This is a genomic window from Cryptosporangium aurantiacum (assembly GCF_900143005.1).
Lineage (GTDB): Bacteria > Actinomycetota > Actinomycetes > Mycobacteriales > Cryptosporangiaceae > Cryptosporangium > Cryptosporangium aurantiacum.
In genome coordinates this window covers 349,802-366,723 of record NZ_FRCS01000006.1, presented here as the reverse complement: position 1 = coordinate 366,723, position 16,922 = coordinate 349,802, and the positions used below count along the sequence as shown (strand labels likewise).

The 16,922-nt window shown below is 69.6% G+C and carries 17 protein-coding genes; 12 read left to right on the top strand and 5 right to left on the bottom strand.

The annotated features are described in order from the left end of the window. From BUB75_RS22150 to BUB75_RS22140, 3 genes are read left to right on the top strand one after another with little or no spacing between them, the layout of a single operon-like run. Nucleotides 1-753, top strand: a complete 753-nt coding sequence (locus BUB75_RS22150; RefSeq protein WP_073259673.1) for an SDR family NAD(P)-dependent oxidoreductase — start codon at nucleotides 1-3, stop codon at nucleotides 751-753. Beyond that, entirely contained in the window at nucleotides 750-1,505 is a 756-nt protein-coding gene (locus tag BUB75_RS22145) for an enoyl-CoA hydratase family protein (protein WP_073259672.1), read from the top strand. The genes BUB75_RS22150 and BUB75_RS22145 overlap by 4 nt, the downstream gene beginning before the upstream one ends. Nucleotides 1,506-1,508: 3 nt before the next feature. Next, complete coding sequence (locus BUB75_RS22140; RefSeq protein ID WP_073259671.1) at nucleotides 1,509-2,339, top strand: LLM class flavin-dependent oxidoreductase; 831 nt, start codon at nucleotides 1,509-1,511, stop codon at nucleotides 2,337-2,339. On the opposite strand, the gene BUB75_RS22135 is transcribed toward BUB75_RS22140, so the two are convergent. Both BUB75_RS22135 and BUB75_RS22130 read right to left on the bottom strand, forming a co-directional pair. Next, complete coding sequence (locus BUB75_RS22135; protein WP_073259670.1) at nucleotides 2,320-2,637, bottom strand: carboxymuconolactone decarboxylase family protein; 318 nt, start codon at nucleotides 2,635-2,637, stop codon at nucleotides 2,320-2,322. The two genes, BUB75_RS22140 and BUB75_RS22135, sit on opposite strands and share 20 nt — an antisense overlap. Beyond that, the gene (locus BUB75_RS22130) at nucleotides 2,634-4,121 is read right to left on the bottom strand and encodes an aldehyde dehydrogenase (protein WP_218617701.1); all 1,488 of its coding nucleotides are present in this window, start codon (nucleotides 4,119-4,121) and stop codon (nucleotides 2,634-2,636) included. The genes BUB75_RS22135 and BUB75_RS22130 overlap by 4 nt, the downstream gene beginning before the upstream one ends. A gap of 53 nt (nucleotides 4,122-4,174) precedes the next feature. Here BUB75_RS22130 and BUB75_RS22125 point away from each other — a divergent pair, with 53 nt between their 5' ends. After that, nucleotides 4,175-5,599, top strand: a complete 1,425-nt coding sequence (locus BUB75_RS22125; RefSeq protein WP_073259669.1) for an MmgE/PrpD family protein — start codon at nucleotides 4,175-4,177, stop codon at nucleotides 5,597-5,599. Here the strand turns inward: BUB75_RS22125 and BUB75_RS22120 are convergent. Next, nucleotides 5,559-6,737, bottom strand: coding sequence for a CaiB/BaiF CoA transferase family protein (locus tag BUB75_RS22120; protein ID WP_073259668.1), 1,179 nt, complete (start codon nucleotides 6,735-6,737; stop codon nucleotides 5,559-5,561). The genes BUB75_RS22125 and BUB75_RS22120 overlap by 41 nt on opposite strands. Before the next feature lie 111 nt (nucleotides 6,738-6,848). On the opposite strand from BUB75_RS22120, the gene BUB75_RS22115 reads away from it, so the two are divergent. From BUB75_RS22115 to BUB75_RS22080, 8 genes are read left to right on the top strand one after another with little or no spacing between them, the layout of a single operon-like run. Then, nucleotides 6,849-7,733, top strand: coding sequence for an HpcH/HpaI aldolase/citrate lyase family protein (locus tag BUB75_RS22115; protein WP_073259667.1), 885 nt, complete (start codon nucleotides 6,849-6,851; stop codon nucleotides 7,731-7,733). A gap of 11 nt (nucleotides 7,734-7,744) precedes the next feature. Beyond that, nucleotides 7,745-8,215 carry a MaoC family dehydratase gene (locus tag BUB75_RS22110; protein ID WP_073259666.1) on the top strand — a complete coding sequence of 157 codons (471 nt, stop codon included), beginning with the start codon at nucleotides 7,745-7,747 and terminating at the stop codon, nucleotides 8,213-8,215. Beyond that, on the top strand, nucleotides 8,212-10,143 hold the full coding sequence (locus tag BUB75_RS22105; RefSeq protein WP_073259665.1) for an AMP-binding protein: 1,932 nt from the start codon (nucleotides 8,212-8,214) through the stop codon (nucleotides 10,141-10,143). The genes BUB75_RS22110 and BUB75_RS22105 overlap by 4 nt, the downstream gene beginning before the upstream one ends. Next, complete coding sequence (locus BUB75_RS22100) at nucleotides 10,136-11,299, top strand: acyl-CoA dehydrogenase family protein (protein ID WP_073259664.1); 1,164 nt, start codon at nucleotides 10,136-10,138, stop codon at nucleotides 11,297-11,299. The genes BUB75_RS22105 and BUB75_RS22100 overlap by 8 nt, the downstream gene beginning before the upstream one ends. Then, a complete protein-coding gene (locus BUB75_RS22095; RefSeq protein WP_073259663.1) occupies nucleotides 11,299-12,513 on the top strand; it encodes an acetyl-CoA C-acetyltransferase in 1,215 nt (404 codons plus the stop codon). The genes BUB75_RS22100 and BUB75_RS22095 overlap by 1 nt, the downstream gene beginning before the upstream one ends. Next, nucleotides 12,510-13,256: an SDR family oxidoreductase gene (locus BUB75_RS22090; protein WP_073259662.1), complete on the top strand. Its 747-nt coding sequence runs from the start codon at nucleotides 12,510-12,512 to the stop codon at nucleotides 13,254-13,256. The genes BUB75_RS22095 and BUB75_RS22090 overlap by 4 nt, the downstream gene beginning before the upstream one ends. Before the next feature lie 27 nt (nucleotides 13,257-13,283). Continuing rightward, on the top strand, nucleotides 13,284-14,087 hold the full coding sequence (locus tag BUB75_RS22085; RefSeq protein ID WP_073259809.1) for an enoyl-CoA hydratase/isomerase family protein: 804 nt from the start codon (nucleotides 13,284-13,286) through the stop codon (nucleotides 14,085-14,087). Next, nucleotides 14,084-15,469 carry a CoA-binding protein gene (locus BUB75_RS22080; RefSeq protein WP_073259661.1) on the top strand — a complete coding sequence of 462 codons (1,386 nt, stop codon included), beginning with the start codon at nucleotides 14,084-14,086 and terminating at the stop codon, nucleotides 15,467-15,469. Before BUB75_RS22085 ends, BUB75_RS22080 begins: the two co-directional genes overlap by 4 nt. Here the strand turns inward: BUB75_RS22080 and BUB75_RS22075 are convergent. Both BUB75_RS22075 and BUB75_RS22070 read right to left on the bottom strand, forming a co-directional pair. Beyond that, nucleotides 15,450-16,193: an SDR family oxidoreductase gene (locus BUB75_RS22075; protein WP_073259660.1), complete on the bottom strand. Its 744-nt coding sequence runs from the start codon at nucleotides 16,191-16,193 to the stop codon at nucleotides 15,450-15,452. The genes BUB75_RS22080 and BUB75_RS22075 overlap by 20 nt on opposite strands. Nucleotides 16,194-16,200: 7 nt before the next feature. Then, on the bottom strand, nucleotides 16,201-16,896 hold the full coding sequence (locus BUB75_RS22070; RefSeq protein ID WP_073259659.1) for a GntR family transcriptional regulator: 696 nt from the start codon (nucleotides 16,894-16,896) through the stop codon (nucleotides 16,201-16,203). Nucleotides 16,897-16,922: the final 26 nt, after the last annotated feature.

Sequence of the window (16,922 nt, the reverse complement as noted above, 5' to 3'; positions counted from 1 at the left end):
GTGGAACGGTTCGGAGACAAGACGATCATCGTCACCGGCGCGGCCAGCGGCATCGGTGCCGCCACCGTGCGACGGCTGCACGATGAAGGTGCCACGGTTGTGGCCGCGGATCTGAGTGCCGAGGGCTTGAAGGCGGCGGTCGGCGACCTCGACCAGGTGCACGCCGTCCCCACCGACGTGGCTGACCGGTCCCAGGCGACCGAGCTGATCGCGGCCGCCGAGCGGCTGGGCAACCTGTACGGGCTGGTGAACAGCGCCGGGATCCGCGGTGTCAGCAGCATCTTCGATCTGGAGCCGGCCGAGCTGGAACGGGTGCTGTCGGTCAACCTCGCCGGGACGCTCAACACGTGCCAGGCGTTCGTGCGCACCGTCCGCCAAGGTGCGATCGTCAACGTGGCCTCGGCGGCCGGCATTCGCGCGGTACCCAACCGGCTCGCCTACGTCGCCTCGAAGTTCGGGGTGGTCGGGGTGACCCAGACGATGGCCCTCGAGGTCGCTCCGCGCGGGATCCGGGTCAACGCGGTGGCGCCCGGCATGATCCGCACGCCGATGACGGCGCCGATGTTCGAAGACCCGGCGAACGTCGAGGCGATCCGGGCGTCGCACCCGATCGGCCGCGAGGGAGAACCGCACGAGATCGCCGCGGCCATCGCCTTCCTGCTCTCGGAGGACGCCAGCTTCGTCGTCGGAGCGGTGCTGCCGGTCGACGGCGGCAACACCGTCGGCATCCCGTCGTTCGGCGGCCGGCAGTGAGCCTGGTCGACTACCGATTCGACCGTGCGATCGCGACGATCACGCTCAACTCGCCGGCCAACCGCAACGCACTCTCGGCCCAGGTGGTCCACGAGCTCAGCACACACCTAAAGCGAGCCCGCGCCGACCCGGAGGTCCGTGCTCTCGTCCTGACCCACGCCGGGTCGACGTTCTGCGCCGGCGCCGACCTGAAGGAGCAGGCGTCGGAGGGCGGGCCGCAGGCAGGGAGCGAGCGTCTGCTCGCGCTGCTACGCCAACTCGTCGAGATACCGAAACCGGTGGTCGCGCGGATCGACGGCCACGTCCGAGCGGGCGGGATCGGCATCGTCGGGGCGTGCGACATCGTGATCGTGAGTTCGAAGGCCACGTTCGCCTTCACCGAGGTACGGCTGGGTGTCGCCGCCGCACTCATCTCGATGACCACGCTCACCCGGATGAGCGAACGAGACGCTGCCCGCTACCTCCTCACCGGCGATCTCTTCGACGCCTCCGTCGCCGCGACGAGCGGTCTCATCACGGCCGCGACGGACGATCTGGAGCGCGAGATCACCGCGATCGCGGACTCGCTGCGCCACGCCTCGCCGCAGGCCTTGGCCGCCACCAAGTCACTGATCACCCGCCCCGTCCTGCGACGTCTCGATGCCGACGGCGAGGACATGCAGCGGCTGTCGGCCCGGTTGTTCGCGTCCGAGGAGGCGCAGGAAGGCATCGCGTCTTTCCGGGAGAAACGTCCTGCCCGCTGGGTGTGCTGACCCATGGACATCGGACTCGGCCTGCCCCTCGGTGACCCGGCGCGGCTGCTCGACTGGGCGCGGGCGGCGGAAACTCATCGCTTCGCCAGCCTGGCCTTGCTGGATCGTCTCGCGTTCGACAACCCCGAGCCGTTGACTGCGCTGGCGGTCCTCGCGGGGGCCACCACGGCCATCCGGTTGCAGACCCAGGTGCTGCTCGGTCCTCTCCGGCAGACCGCGCTGCTCGCCAAGCAGGTCGCCACGCTCGATCGGATGTCCGGGGGTCGCTTCGTCCTCGGCCTCGGCCTCGGGAGCCGTGAAGACGACCACGAGGCAGCCGGTACACCGATCAGGCAGCGGGGAATCCGGTTCGACGAGCAACTCCGCGCGTTGCGGGAGGCATGGCGGGGCACCACCGTCGGGCCTCGGCCCCGTACGGCCGGCGGCCCGTCGATCCTCCTCGGCGGCTTCGCGCGGCCGGCGCTGCGCCGGGTGGCGCAGCACGCCGACGGGTACGTCTGCTCGGTGCCGCTCGCGTCGGCTGCCAGGCTGGTGGCGGCGGTGCACGAGGAGTGGGCCGCCGCAGGGCGGGATGGGCAGCCCCGGCTGGTGTGCCAGCTCAACGTCGCGATCGGCCCACCGGAGACGGTCGACGCGGCGCGGCGAGCCGTGGCGGACTACTACGCGTTCACCGGCCGCCCGGGGATGGGCGATCCGGTGAGCGACCCGGCCGAACTCATCGACACCGTCGCCGCTTATCGCGACTTCGGCGCCGACGAGCTGGTGCTCTACTGCTACGCCCTGGACCCCGCACAGGTCGAGGCGCTCGCGGAGATCAGATCCCGCGCTCTGTGAAGACCTCGCCCAGCACGTCGGCCGCGGTGACCGCGCTCGGCCAACCGGCGTAGAACGCCAGGTGGGTGATCAGCTCCGCGAGCTCGGTCGGGGTCACGCCGTTGTCGAGCGCCCGCCCCAGGTGGAACGGCATCTGCTGGGGCCGGCACAGGGCGACCAAGGCAGCGACCGTGATCAGGCTGCGGTCGCGCTTGCTCAGCTCAGGCCGCTCCCAGACGTCGCCGAAGAGCACGTCCCGGCCGAGTTCGGCCAGCTTGGGCACGTTCTCGGCGTAGCTGCGCGGGTGATCCTGCGTCATCGAGTCTCCAGAGTGGTGTCGGCGAAGGTGGGCGGCAGCCCGATCGAGCGGGTCTCGGTGTAGGAGTCGAACCCTTCGTAGCCCTGTTCGCGTCCGATGCCGCTGCTCTTGAAGCCGCCGACCGGCGCATGGGTGCCGATCGGGCTGCCGTTCAGTTCGACCGTGCCGGTGCGGATCCGGCCGGCGACAGCCAGGCCGTGCTCGAGATCGGTGGTGAACACCGCACCGCTGAGCCCGTACGGCGAGTCGTTCGCGATCGCGATCGCCTCGTCTTCGGTGTCGTAGCGGAGGACCGCCAGCACCGGGCCGAAGATCTCCTCTTGGGCGATGCGGTGTTCGGGACGGACGTCGGTGAAGACCGTCGGCTGGACGAAGTAGCCCCGGTCGAAGTCCGCGGTGCCCCCGCCGACGACGGCCCGGGCGCCCTGCTGCTGACCGACCGCGATGTAGTTGTTGACGATGTCGCGCTGACGGGCGTTGACCATCGGCCCGATCTGGGTCTCGGGGTCGTGCGGGTCGCCGACCGGCATCGACTCGACCAGGGCGGCCAGCCGTTCGAGGAGCTCCGGTTCGCGGCGGCGGGAGACGACGAGCCGCGTCTTGAGGCTGCAGACCTGGCCGCTGTTGCGGAACGAGAGCAGCCGCAGCGATTCGACTGCGGTGTCGAGGTCGGCGTCGTCGAGGAACACCGCGGCGGACTTCCCTCCGAGCTCGAGCGTCACCCGGCGGAGGTCGCCGCCGCAGACGGCGGCGATGCGCCGGCCGGCCGCGGTGGAACCGGTGAACGACACTTTGTCGACGCCGCGGTGCGCGACGAGATACTCGCTGACCTCCCGGTCGGCGGGGACGACGTTGACCACACCGTCCGGGACGCCGGCCTGCTGGAGCAGCTCCGCCAGCAAATAGGAGTCCAGGGGAGTCTCGGGTGCGGGCTTGAGAACGACCGTGCAGCCGGTGATCAAGGACGGCGCGAGCTTCTGCATGATGACGCTCTGCGGCACGTTCCACGGCACGATCGCGGCGACGACGCCGACCGGTTCGCGGGTGACCAGCGCGGTGCCGGTGCTCGCCACGCGCAGGTCACGGAACGGGTAGCTCTCGGCCACCTCGAGGTAGCCCTCGAGAAGAAGCTGTGGAGCCTGCGCCTGAACGGCACGAGCGGTCCGGCTCGGACAGCCCATCTCCTCGGTGATGAGCTCCGCCATCGTGTCGAGATGCGCGGTGTAGAGCTCGCGGAACCTGTGGAGGACGCCGAGCCGCTCACCCACCGATAGCTTGGGCCACGGGCCGGTGTCGAACGCCGCGCGGGCGGCGGCGACCGCGCGGTCGACGTCGCCGCGTGTCGCCGACGGGACGGTGGCGAATACCTCTTCGGTGCCCGGGAACCGCACGTCGATTCGGTCGTCGCCGTTCGGGGCGACCCACTCGCCCCCGAGGAAGAGCTTGTCGAATTGACCAGTCCAGACCATGAGCACCTCGGCCACCGTCGACTCTTTCCAACATAATATATTAAGCTTAGTGCTTGGGAGGTGCCCTCATGGCGCGAACGACGGTCGAACAGCTGGCTGATTTCGCCGCTGACGTCAGTCTCGAAGCACCACCCCCGGACGTCGTCGAGGACAGCAAACGAGTGCTACTCGACTCGGTGGGCTGTGCCCTCGCAGGCATCGACGTCGACAAGGGCAGGATCGGTATCAAGGTTGCCCGGCGGATGGGCGGTCGAGGTGACGCCACGATCTTCGGCGTCGCGGACCGCACCACCCCGTTCGCCGCGGCGTTCGCCAACGCCGAGAGCATCAACGCGCTCGACTTCGACGCGGTGTTGCCGCCCGGGCACGTCGCGCCGTATGTGCTTCCCGGCGCCCTGGCGCTGGCCGAGGAGCGGGGCGCGAGCGGTGCCCGGGTGCTCGAGGCGATCGCCGTATCGCACGAGATGAGCTACCGCTTCAGCCGCGCCATGGACTACACCCGCACCGTGACCGGCACCGAGATCCAGGTGGCGACGGTGCTCGGGTTCACCTCCGCGGTCTTCGGCGCGGCCGCGGCAGCCGGGCTGATCCTGGGCCAGGACCGCGAGGTGCTGGCCGACGCGATCGGCATCGCCGGCGCGATCACGCCGGTGAACTCCTACCGGACGTGGATGATGAACGTCCCCAACTCGACGATCAAGTACTCGATGGCCGGGCCGGTGGCGCAGGCCGGGATGACGGCGGCGTTCTCGGCCGAGGACGGGCACACCGGCGACCGGACGATCCTCGACGACGCCGAGTACGGCTACCGTCGCTTCATCGGGAGCGAGCGCTGGGAACCGGGGGCTCTCACCGAAGGGCTCGGCGTCGACTGGCTGTTCCCGGCCCACCACAGCTACAAGCCGTACCCGCACTGCCGGGTCACACACGGCCCGTTCGACGCGCTCACCGAGATCGTCACGGCGAACGACCTCCGGCCGGACGAGATCGACGCGATCCGCTGCTGGGGCGAAGCGTGGGTCGAGCTGCCGGTGTGGCTCAGCACCACCGTCGACCGGCCGCACCAGGCGCAGTTCAGCATCCGGCACGGCCTGGCCGTCAGCGCGCACCGGATCCCGCCGGGGAAGGCCTGGCAGCTGCCCGAGACGCTGCGGAACCCGTCGGTGGTGGGGCTGATGGAAAAGGTGAGCTTCGCGCCGCACCCCGACTACGTGGCCACACTGAGCGCCGATCCGTCCGCCCGCCCGACAAGAGTCGAGGTCGACGCCCGGGGAACCACTTTCAGCGCGAGCCGCACGCACCCGAAGGGCACCCCGTCGGCCGACCCCTCGATCCGCCTGAGTACCGACGAGCTGGTCGAGAAGTTCCGGGCGAACGCCGACGGCGTGCTGCCCGCGGGCCGGATCGACGACCTCCTCGACGGCATCCTGAACCTGGAGAAGGTCGAGAACGTCAGCGCGTTGCTGGCGAGAACAGCACCCCCGCGGCGGTGAGCTCGCGGAGTTCGGCGTCGTCGCACACCTCGGCGGCGACGTCGAGCGAGTGCTCGCCGACCCGGGGCGTCCGCGGCGCGCGGTCCGGTCGCCCACCGTCGAAGCGCCAGGGAACGCGGACCAGGGCTAAGCCGTCGACCTCCGGTGCGATCACCCCCAGTGCTTCCACCTGCGGGTGGTCGCGGTAGTCGGCTACGTCGAGCACCGGCGCGAACGGCACGTCGCGCTCGATGAGGGCCGTCTCCCATGCGTCGAACGGCCGGAGCAGGAATTCTCCCTCGAGGATCTTCGCCAGGTCGGCGTAGTTGCGCACCCGATCGGGGTACGTGGCGAACCGCTCGTCGGTGAGCAGCTCGGGCCGCCCCACGGTGTCGATCAGCGATTCCCAGAACTTCTGCGACGACGACAGGTGCAGCGTGACGAAGTCGCCGGTCGACGTCTTCAGGCAGAAGTTCTGGGCTTGGGGATGGCGGCTCTGCCGGTGCGGAGCGGAGCCGCTGTCGAACAGCTGCGTCATCGCGTCGATCGTGAGCGTGCTGATCGCCTCGGTGATCGACGTGTCGATCCGCGGTGCGCTCCCGGACGCGGCGCGACCCACCAGCCCGGCGAGGATGCCGGTCGCGCAGGACAGCCCGGTGACGAGGTCGGCGAGGCAGGTGCCGGTGAGCTGGGCGGCGTCGCGGTCGCTCAGCGTCGCGAGAAGGCCGCCGAAGGCCTGGCCGATCATGTCGTAGGCCGGGCGTAACGCCATCGGGCCGCTCTCACCGAAGCCGGTGACCGACATGTAGAGGAGATCCGGTCGTACGGCGACGCAGTGCTCGCGCCCTAACCCCAGCCGGTCCATCTTCCCGGGGCGGAAGTTCTCGATGACGATGTCGACCGTGGGTAAGAGCCGGCAGACGAGGTCGGCTCCGGCCGGCGCCTTGAGATCGACGGCCAGGCTGCGCTTGCCCGCGTTGTACTGGCGGAAGTAGAGGCTCTGGTCGTCCTGCCGCCTGCGGAACTCGTCGCCGGTGTCCGGGCGCTCGATCTTGATGACGTCGGCCCCGAGCGAGCCGAGGATCGAGCCGGCGTAGGGGACTGCGATGTAGCCGCCGAATTCGAGGATCCGAATTCCCGCTAAAGGCAGGGTGTGCATCGGTGCTCAACTCCCCGGAGCCGTGACCAGCCGATTCTCTCGCCGAAGGTACCAGGGCTGGACGCCTCATCTCAAGCATAATATATTATGTTGGCTTGGAAGGAGGCCTCGATGTGGCCGATGCGCTCGCTGCTGTTCGTTCCCGGTCACCGGGCCGACTGGGTCGACAAGGCCGTCCGGTCCGGCGTCGACGGGATCATCCTCGACCTGGAGGACGCGGTCCCCGCTCACCTCAAGGACCAGGCCCGGCAAGAGGTGGCCCGGTCGATCACCCGGCTTCGCGAGACCGACGCCGGGATCGGCGTCTACGTCCGCCTGAATCCGCTGGACACCGGATTATCGGGTGACGACATCGAAGCGGTCGCCGTCCCCGGCCTGGACGGCTTCGCGCTGCCCAAGTTGTTGGGTCCCGGCGACGTCATCCGGTACGACGCGCTGGTGACGCACTACGAGGCCCGTAACGGCGTACCGGCCGGAACGATCGAGTTCATCCTCAACCTCGAAACCGCGCAGGCCTACGCCACCTGCGAGCAGCTTGTCACGGCGTCACCCCGGGTGGCGACGCTGTTCGCCGGCACCGCCCGGGACGCCGACGTGTCCCGGTCCATCGGCTTCACGTTCACCCCCGGCGGCCTGGAGACTCTCTACCTCCGGAGCCGCGCGGTTCTCGCCTGCCGCGCGAACGGGCTGGACTTCCCGCTCAGCGGTATCTGGCAGGACCTCGGGGACCCCGACGGCGCGCGCCGCTTCGCGGAGCAGAACCGCGAGCTCGGGTTCCGCGGCCAGGTGCTCATCCATCCCTCGCACGTCGCGATGGCCAACGAGGTGTTCCAGCCCTCCGCCGCCGAGATCGCGTTCTACCGGGGCATGGTCGAGGCCTTCGAGAAGGCCGAGGCGTCCGGCGCGGCCGCTGTCCGTTACGAGGACATGCACATCGACTACGCCCACGTGAAGACGGCCCGCGAAGTCCTCGCCTCTATGCACACCCGCGACTGACGGGGGAAACCATGCCCGGCCTGTACTTCGAGGAGCTCGAGATCGGCACGGTCATCGAGCACGCGACTCGGCGCACGGTCACCGAGACCGACAACGTGCTGTTCTGCTCGCTGACGCTCAACCTCGCGCCGCTGCACCTGGACGAGGAGTACGCCAAGCAGAGCATCTACGGTCAGCGCCTGGTCAACAGCCTCTTCATCCTGGGGCTGATCACCGGCATCACCGTGCCCGACACCACGCAGGGCACCACGCTGGGGAACCTGGGCTTCGAGGACGTGAAGTTCCCCAAGCCGGTGTTCCACGGCGACACGATCCACGTCCGCACCGAGATCGTGGACCGGCGAGAATCCCGCAGCCGCAGCGACTCGGGCATCGTGTTCTTCCGCCACTACGGCCTCAACCAGCGCGACGAGCTCGTCTGCGACTGCAAACGCGCCGGGCTGATGCTCAAGCGCCCGGCCGCTGCGGCGGCCACACCATGACAGCGCTGTTCGACACCAAAGGAGGGGCTGGTTGGGTGCCGGACGCCGAGCGCCGGGAACGGAGCCGGCTGCTGGCCGCGCTGCGGCGCTGGGGATTCGGCGACGACCTCCCGCGGTTCCACGCGGGGGCGATCGAGGATCCGGAATGGTTCTGGGGCGCGGTGGTCGACGACCTCGATGTCGAGTTCTCCACACCGTTCTTTGCCGTGCGCGACGACAGTCGCGGGCATGCGTTGCCGAGCTGGTTCGTCGGGGGCAGGATCAACGCCGCCCACCTGTGCGCGCACCGGCACGCGGTCTCGGCCCTCCGCGACAAGCTCGCCGTCGTCTACGAGGGCGACTTGGGTCAGCGTCGCACGCTGACCTACGGACAGCTGGACGAGCAGGTCCGGCGCTTCGCCGCGCAGCTGGCCGCTATGGGGGTCGGCCCCGCAGACCGGGTCGTGTTGTTCCTGCCGGTGGTGCCGGAGGCTGTCGTCGCGTTCCTTGCCTGCGCGATGCTCGGCGCGGTGTCGGTGCCGGCGTTCAGCGGTTTCGGGACGGACGCGCTGGCGACCAGGATCGCCGACTCAGGGGCGAAGGTCGTCGTCACCGCGGACGGCACGACGCGCCGGAGCCGTCGGGTCGAGCTGAAGACCACCTGCGACGAAGCCGTGCCGGTCGGCGTGCGCGTGGTGGTCGTGCGTCACCTCGGGCACAACGTGCCGATGCAGTCCGGACGGGACGTCTACTGGGACGAGCTGCCCGAGGCGCCGCCGGTGGAGACCGCCTCGACCGAGTCCAACGACCCGCTGACGATCATCTACACCTCGGGCACGACCGGGCGTCCGAAGGGCATCGTGCATTCGCACGCCGGCTTCAGCGTGAAAGCCGCGGTCGACTTCGCTTACGGCTTCGACGTCCACGACGACGACGTCATCGGCTGGATCGCGGACATGGGCTGGATGCTCGGCCCGTTGCTGATCCTGGGTGGCCTGCAACTCGGCGCCACGCTCGTGCTCGTCGAGGGCGTCCCGGTCCATCCCCATCCGCGGCGACTCTGGGAGGTCGCCGACCGCAATGCCGTCACGCTGCTGGGCATCGCGCCGACCGCGGCGCGCGCGATCATGATGGCCGGCGGCGAACCGGACAGCACGCTGCCCACCGTGCGTTCCTTCGCCTCGACCGGCGAGTCCTGGGACGAGCCGAGCTGGCACTGGATGTTCTCCACCGTCGGAGGCTGGACGCGCCCGATCGTCAACTACAGCGGCGGCACCGAGACCGGCGGCGGCATTCTGATCGCCTACCCGTTCCTCCCGATCCGGCCGACGGCGTTCAACGGACCGTTGCCCGGCATGGACGTGACCGTGCTGGACCAGAGCGGCGCGCCGGTCGTCGGCGAGGTGGGGGAGCTCGCGGTCCGCAACACGTGGCCCGGCATGACCCACGCGTTCTGGCGCGACGAGCCGCGCTATCTGGAGACGTACTGGTCGCGCTTCGATGACGTCTGGGTGCACGGAGACCTGGCTTCGGTGAGCGACGAGGGGGAGTGGCGGCTGCACGGCCGCTCCGACGACACGATCAAGATCTCCGGCCGACGCGTCGGACCGGCCGAGATCGAGACCGCGCTACTGCGTGATCCGCGCATCGCCGAGGCGGCGGTGGTGGGCGTGCCGGACCCGGCCCGCGGACAGCGCGTCGTGGCCTTCGTCGTGCTGTGCGGCCACCCTGACGACGACGTGCGCGACGCCGCGATTCGCAACACCGGCAAGTCGTTCGCACCGGCGCTCGTCGTGGTCGGCGCCATCCCGAAGACGAAGAACGGCAAGATCCTGCGCCGCGCGATCCGCGCTCGCTATCTCGGTCTGCCGCCGGGAGATCTCTCTTCGCTGGATCCCGCCACGCCCCTCGAAGACATCCCCACGGAGCTGGAGCAGGTGCATGAGTAGCGACGATGAACGGGATCTCGATCTCATCCGGACGGCCACCGGCGAACTGGCCCGCAAGTTCGGTCTCGAGTACTGGCGGGAGAAGGACAAGAAGGCCGAGTACCCGTGGGAGTTCGTGAAGGCGTTCGCTGCGGGTGGCTGGCTGGGCGCGATGATCCCGGAGGAGTACGGCGGGCTCGGGCTGGGTCTGTCCGAGTCGGCGGTGATGCTGCACGAGATCGCCGCCTCGGGTGCCGGTACCAGCGGCGCGTCCGCGGTCCACTTCTACATCTTTCCGCCGGGGCCGATCATCCGGCACGGCTCGGAGGAGATGAAGCGCAAGTACCTGCCCCTGGTCGCCAGCGGTGACCTGCTGATGGCGTTCGGCGTCACCGAGCCGACGGCCGGCGTCGACACCTCGCGGATCACGACCCGCGCGGAGAGGACGAGCGGCGGGTGGCTGGTCAACGGGCAGAAGGTGTGGATCACCAACGCCCAGAACGCCCAGCGGATCCTGCTGCTCGCCCGCACGTCACCCCGGACGGAGGAGCGGCCGTTCGATGGCATGACGCTGTTCTTCACCGATCTGAACCGGGACCGGATCGCGGTGCGCGAGATCGAGAAGCTGGGCCGTGCGGCCATCGACTCGAACGAGCTGTTCATCGACAACCTCGAAGTCCCCGATGAAGACGTCGTGGGCGAGGTCGGCAAGGGTTTCTCGTATCTGCTCGACGGGCTGAATCCGGAGCGCATCGTCGTCGCGACCGCCCAGGTCGGGCTGGGGCGGGCGGCGCTGGAGATCGCGACGCAGTATGCCAAGGATCGCGTCGTCTTCGACCGGCCGATCGGCAAGAACCAGGCCGTCGCGCACCCGCTGGCCGACTCCTGGATCCGGCTGACCGCCGCGGAGCACGTCGCCATGCACGCGGCCGACCTCTACGACCGCCACTTGCCGTGCGGCCCGGAGGCGAACGCGGCCAAGTTCCTGGGCAGCGAGGCCGGCTTCCAGGCGTGTGACCGGGCCATGCAGACGCTCGGGGGCTACTCGTACGCGAAGGAGTACCACGTGGAGCGGTTCTGGCGGGAGTCACGGCTGCTGAAGGTGGCACCGGTCTCCCAGGAGATGGTGCTCAACTTCATCTCCACCAAGGTTCTCGGCCTGCCGAGGTCGTACTGATGCCGGACGCGGTCATCTGCGAACCAGTGCGCACCCCGGTCGGCCGGTACGGAGGAGCTTTCAAAGATGTGCCGGCGGCAGAGTTGGCGGCCACGGTGCTCACCGCGCTCGTCCAGCGGACCGGCATCGACCCCGCGGCCGTGGACGACGTGATCTTCGGCCAGTGCTACCCGAACGGTGAGGCGCCGGCCATCGGCCGGGTCGCCGCGCTCGACGCCGGCTTCCCCGTCACCGTGCCCGGCCAGCAGCTCGACCGCCGGTGCGGCTCGGGCCTGCAGGCCGTACTCGACGCGGCGATGCGGGTGCAGACCGGCGTCGCCGACCTGCTCATCGCCGGGGGCGCGGAGAGTATGAGCCAGGCCGAGCACTACGCCCTCGGAGGACGGTTCGGCTTCCGCGGGGATTCCGTCCAGCTCTGGGACCGGATCGCTCGCGGACGCATCACGTCGGGCGGCAAGAACTACCCGGTCGAGGGCGGCATGATCGAGACCGCCGAGAACCTGCGCCGCGAGTACGCGATCCCGCGGGAGGTGCAGGACCAGTTCGCTCTGCGCTCGCACGAACGTGCGGTCGCCGCGCAACGCGAGGGCCGCTTCACCGACGAGATCGTCCCGGTCGTGGTGCGATCCCGGCGCGGCGAGACGATCGTCGAGACCGACGAACATCCCCGGACCGACGTCTCGCTCGAGGCCCTCGCGGGGTTGCGTCCGGTGCGCTCGGGCAAGGATCCGGAGGCCACGGTCACCGCAGGCAACGCGAGCGGGCAGAACGACGGCGCCGCGGCGTGCGTCGTCACCACCAGGGAGAAGGCCGAGGAACTCGGCCTCCGTCCGCTGGGCCGGCTGGTCGCCTGGGGTGTGGCCGGGGTCGAGCCACACCGGATGGGGATCGGACCGGTGCCCTCCACCCAGCGCGCGCTGCAACGGGCCAAGCTGACGCTGGCCGACATGGACCTCATCGAGCTGAACGAGGCGTTCGCGGCGCAGGCCCTGGCCGTCACCCGCGAGTGGCAGTTCGGCGGGGGCGACTTCGACCGGTTCAACGTCAACGGCTCGGGGATCTCGCTCGGCCATCCGGTCGGCGCCACCGGCGTGCGCATCCTGACCACGATGCTCCGCGAGCTGGAGCGGCGCGACGGCCGGTACGCCCTGGAGACCATGTGCATCGGCGGTGGCCAGGGGCTCACGGCCGTGTTCGAGCGGGTGGCGTCATGACCGACCTGTTCGACGTCGCGGGGAAGGTCGTCGTCGTGACCGGCGGAAGCCGGGGTATCGGCTATGCGATCGCCGAGAGCTTCGTCGCGGCCGGGGCGCGCGTCTACATCAGTTCCCGGCGGCTCGCCGCGACGCCGGAGGGCTGCACGGCCATCGCGGCCGACCTCGGCACCGTCGAGGGCTGCCGGTTGCTCGCGGACGAGTTGGGCGCGCGGGAGACCCGGGTCGACGTGCTGATCAACAACGCCGGAGCGCTCTGGGCGGAGAAGCTCGACAGCTACCCGGAGAGCGGTTGGGACAAGGTTTTCGACCTCAACGTCAAGGGCGTGTTCTTCCTGACCCAAGCCCTGCTGCCGCTGCTTCGCACGGCGGCCACCCGGGAGGACCCGGCCCGGGTCATCAACGTCGGCTCGATCGATGCCTTCCACGTCCCCGACCACGAGACCTACGCGTACTCCGCCTCCAAGGCGGCCGTCCATCAGCTCAGTCGCCACCTCGCCGCGACGCTCGCCGCGGACTCGATCACGGTGAACGTGCTCGCGCCCGGGCGGTTTCCGAGTCGGATGCTGCAGAACACGATCGACGCCGAGGGCGCCGAATCGCTGCTGGAACCCATCCCGCTCCAGCGCTTCGCCGAGGGCGCGGACATGGCCGGCGCCGCGCTCTACCTGGCTTCGCGCGCCGGGGCGTTCGTCACCGGGGCGGTCCTGCCGGTCGACGGCGGCCACGCGACGACGCTCTGACCTCTCAACGATCAAGGAGCAGTTGTGATCGAGCGATACCAGAAGGAATTCACCCGCCTGACGTTCGGGTCCTCCGCTCCGGGCGTGCTCGAGGTGGTGTTCGACGGACCGAACTTGAACGCGGTGGACGTCGAGACCCACGCGCAGATCCCGGCGATCTGGCCGGTGATCGACCGCGATCCCGACGTGCGGGCGGTCGTCGTGCGTGGCGAGGGCAAGGCGTTCTCGGCCGGCGGCAGCTTCGAGATCATCGAGGGGCAGATCACCGACTACGCCCTGCGCATGCGGATCATGAAGGAGTCCCGGGACCTCTTCTACAACCTGATCAACTGCAACACGCCGATCGTGTCCGCCATCCACGGTCCCGCGGTCGGGGCAGGGCTGGTCGTCGGACTGATGGCGGACATCTCCGTCGCCGCCCACGACGCCCGGATCATCGACGGGCACACCCGGCTCGGGGTTGCCTCCGGCGACCACGCGGTCATCTGGCCGCTGCTGTGCGGCATGGCGAAGGCCAAGTACTGGCTTCTCACCTGCAAAGAGATCTCCGGACGCGACGCCGAGCAGGCCGGGCTGGTCTCGCTCTCAGTACCGAAGGACGAACTGCTGAACACCGCCCGCGAGATCGCCGCCGGGCTCGCCTCCGGTGCGCAGGACGCGATCCGCTGGACCAAGTACTCCTTGAACCAGTGGTACCGCCAGAACGGCGCGATGTTCGACGCCTCACTCGGACTGGAGTTCCTCGGGTTCAGCGGACCGGACGTCGTCGAAGGCGTCGCCTCCCACCGGGAGCGCCGCAAGCCCGAGTTCCGCACCACCGGCGACTCATGACGCTCGACGAATTGCTCTTCTCACCGCGCAGCGTGGTGGTTTACGGCGCCTCGTCCGATCCGGACAAGCTGTCGGGGCGCCCGCTGGACTACCTGAAGCGCTACGGCTACACCGGCCGCATCCACGCCATCAACCCGCGGCGAAGCGTGGTGCAGGGCGTGCCGTCGCACGCGTCCCTGAGCGAGGTGCCCGGCCCGATCGATCTCGTCGTGATCGTGGTTCCGGCCGAGTCGGTGGAGGCCGCAGTAACGGAATGCGCGGAGGCGGGCGCCGGAGCGGCGATCATCTTCGCCTCGGGCTTCGCCGAGACGCGCCTCCCGGAACGCGTCGCGCTGCAGGACCGGCTCGTCGCGATCGCGGCTCGGTCCGGGCTGCGGCTGATCGGCCCGAACTGCCTGGGCTCGTTCTCCGAGGCCGACCGGGCCTTCGCCACGTTCTCGACCGCCTTCGACGTGGAGGGTGAACGGCCCGACGCACCGATCGCGCTGGCGTCCCAGAGCGGTGCGGTCGGGACCTTCACGTACAGCGCGATGACGAGCCTTGGCTTGGGCGTCCGCTACTTCGCCAACACCGGCAACCAGGCCGACGTCAGCGTCGTCGAGATCTTGACCACGTTGGCCGGCCACGATGACGTCGACGTCTTGCTCGGCCACCTGGAGGGGCTTGTCGAGGCGGGTGCGCTCGAGGCACTGGCCCGCCGTGCCGCGGACGCCGGCAAGCCCCTCGTCCTGCTGAAGGCGGGGCGTACCGCGGCGGGTGCTCGCGCTGTCGCCGCCCACACGGCGAGCACGCCGGGCGACGACCCGCAGTTCGAGGAGGTCCTGGCCCGTCACGGAGCGATCCGGGCCACCAGCATGGAGGACATGACCGACGTCGCCCTGGCCCTGACTCGCGGTCGCCGGCCCCGTGGACGGCGCGTCACGATCGTCACGCTGAGCGGGGGAGCCGGTGCGCTCGCGTGCGATGCCGCCGTGGACGAGGGTCTCGTCGTGGAACCGTGGCGGGAGGACGCTCGCGCGATCGTGGGGGAGAACCTTCCCTACTTCGGCTCCACGGCCAATCCGATCGATGTGACCGGCGCGATGATCAACGACGTCGCCATCCTGTCCAGGACGCTGACGGTGGTGGGTGACTCCGAGGAGACCGACGCGGTGCTCGCGGTCTTCGGCAACGCGGACAAGGTCGCCGAGGAGGTCGTCGCCGCACTACGCCGGTTCCACGAAAGCACCGACAAACCGGTTTTCGTGGTGTGGACGGGAGGTACCGGCCAGGCGCGCCGCGATCTGCTGGCGGCCGGTGTCCCGGCCTACTCCGAGCCGGTTCGGGCGGTCCGGGCCATGGCCCGGCTGGTGAACTTTTCGCTCATACCAGTGAGCGGGTGATTCCGCCGTCCACGGCCACGACCTGGCCGGTGATGAAGCCGGCCGGCTCCGAGGCAAGGAACGCCACCGTGGCCGCGACCTCCTCCGGGCGGCCGGAGCGCTGCATCGGCGTTTGGCGGATGCGCTCGTCCAGGTTGTGGAACGAGGCGAACGTCGGCGTGACGACCGTGGCCGGCGCCACCGAGTTCACGGTGACGCCGTGGGCGCCGAGCTCGTCGACGAGATGCTTGAGCGCCGCCTGCACACCGGCACGGAAGATCGAGGACAGCGCGTGCCGTGGCATCGGTTGCTTGACGCTCGCCGACGTGATGGCGACGATCCGACCCCAGCCGCGACCGACCAGCAGCGGAGCCAGCGCGCGCAAGACGTTGAGCGCCCCCTGTAACTGGTTTACATAGGCCTCGTCCCAGCGGCTGTCGTCGTCTTCGGCCAGGAAGTCGCGCATCGGGCTCGGTGGCCGCGGCGTGTTCAGCACGAGGATGTCGAAGCCACCGGTGGCGCGGAGGTGGTCGCCCAGCCGCGCCACGTCGGCTCGAACGGTCAGGTCACCGGCGACGACATCCGCCGCGCCGAGTTCCGCGCGCACCTGTTCGAGGCGTTCGCGGCTCCGGGCGAACAGCACCAGGCCGACGCCCTCGGCAGCCAACGCTCGGGCGCAGCTCAGACCGAGTCCGGCGCTGCCGCCGATGACCACCGCACGTTTGCCGGAGATACCGAGATCCACGTCGGCCCTACTGTTCGGCGGTGAAGATGCCGCGTTCTTCGAGCATCGCGACGAGCGAGGTGCCACGCGACAGAATGTGCTGCTGCATGATCTGGCGGGCCGTTCGCGCCTTCCGCCGGCGCAAGGCGTCCAGAATCAGCGGGTGCTCGACCCGGCACGCCTGGACCTGGCCCTCGATCTCGGAGTAGAAGCGATTGGGGAAGTTCTGAGCGACCGAGGACAGCAGCCGTGCTAGGTAGGGCGAGTTCGCGCCCAGGTTCACCTCGCGGTGGAACGCGTGATTCAGGGCGTCGATCGTTTCCGGGCCCTGGTTAGACGTGACGGCCTGCTCGTGTCGCTCGATCAGCTCGCTCAGGCGCTCGAGCCGATCCGGTGTGATCGCCTTCGCGGTGCGCGCGGCCAGCTCTCCCGCGAGCTGGGCTTGGGCCCAGAACAGGTCTTGGACGTCCTGAGCGGAGAACTCGGCGACGACGAAGCCGCGGCGAGGCTCGAGGACGAGCCACCCCTCATTGGACAGCTTGAGCAGCCCTTCCCGCACTGGGGTGTTGCTCACGCCGACGGCCTCGGCGATCCCGTCCATCCGGATGAACTCGCCCGGACGGACCTGGCCGGAGAGGATGAGCTCGCGGACGTACGTCGCTACCTCGTCGGGAAGCCCCTGACGCCGCGAACCGGCGCGTCCGACGATGCTGGCTGACGTCACCTGACCTCCTGAATATCCGTCGACCA